Source organism: Vibrio sp. CB1-5 (assembly GCF_059412285.1).
The window spans coordinates 1-1,427 of sequence record NZ_JBJHPB010000068.1 but is presented as its reverse complement, the minus strand read 5'-3'; the positions used below and the strand labels follow the sequence as shown (position 1 = coordinate 1,427).

General features: G+C 45.3%; 1 protein-coding gene. It reads left to right on the top strand.

The annotated features are described in order from the left end of the window. Positions 1-92 precede the first annotated feature (92 nt). Entirely contained in the window at positions 93-1,406 is a 1,314-nt protein-coding gene (locus tag ACJB0T_RS21870; RefSeq protein WP_429758859.1) for an IS4 family transposase, read from the top strand. The last annotated feature ends 21 nt before the right edge of the window (positions 1,407-1,427 follow it).

Sequence of the window (1,427 nt, the reverse complement as noted above, 5' to 3'; positions counted from 1 at the left end):
TAATGCCGATCAGTTAACAACTAAATGATCGGTTGAACGATCCATTCAAAGTGTCAAAATCCGAGTGTATTCAATGCACTCGGATTTTTTTTATGTTTTTAAGACAGGCTCTTAACCAAGTTCATCAATTCTCTGCAGAGCAACTTTCGGGTTTATCTGATCTGCTTTCTCCAGAACTCATTTCCCAGTGTTTGGAAGATACAGGAATTACGACTATTCGCAGACGAAGGTTACCAATGGAAATGATGGTTTGGAGTGTTGTTGGGATGTCTCTGTATCGCCATTTGTCCATGGAGAAGGTCGTCTCGAAGCTGGATATTCTTCTCCCAGGTAAGAAGCCATTTGTTGCTCCGAGTGCAGTAATTCAGGCAAGACAAAGGCTGGGCTCCGATGTCATGAAATCCGTCTTTACTCAAACGCAGAAACTATGGAATGACAAAACGCCCCACCCAGACTGGCATGGTTTAACACTTCATGCGGTCGACGGTGTAGTCTGGCGAACCCCTGATACTAAAGACAATGATGAGCGCTTCAGTCGAACTCGGAATCAAAAGTGCTCGTCCGAATACCCTCAGGTCCGAATGGTCTGCCATATGGAGCTGACAAGTCACCTTCTAAATAGTGCATCGTTCGACTCTACATCAAAGAGCGAAGTGGACTTAACTACGGAGCTCATTGAGCGCTCTCCCGACCATAGCCTAACTATCTTCGATAGAGGTTTTTACGCTCTAGGACTATTGCACCGTTGGCAGACAACAGGAGTAGAGAGGCATTGGCTTATTCCAATGCGTAAAGGAGCTCAATACACAACGCTTCGCAAGTTAGGGCGTGGGCAAGAGTTGGTCGAATTAAAGCTATCCCCTCAAGCTAGGAAAAAGTGGCACGATGCACCGGAAACACTGGAAGCTCGATTGATAACTAAGACTATTAAGGGTAAGGAGGTACGGTTGTTAACCTCGATGACTGACCCCTTGCGCTACCCAGGAAAAGACATCTCAGAGCTTTATGGACATCGATGGGAGATAGAGTTGGGTTATCGAGAGATGAAACAATATATGCTTCAAAACAACCTGACTCTAAGAAGCAAAAAGCCCGAACTAATAGAACAAGAACTGTGGGGGATGCTGTTGGCCTATAACTTACTTCGGTTCTTAATGTGCCAAATGGCCTACGACCAAAACAAGGTAATGCCTTACCAGATAGGCTTTAAACAAGCTTCGTTGTTCTTAATAGGACAGCTACAACTCCTTCCTGCCGTCGCACCTGGAAGAATCCCGGAGGTGATGAACTATATCCTAGATATGGCTGAGAGTTTTACGTTGCCAGAAAGGCGAGATAGGAGCTATCCAAGAGCGGTAAAAAGAAGGCCCAGTCGCTATGCGACTAGGCCTTCTAAAAGGTGTTAGCTTCTTAACTTACAAGCATTA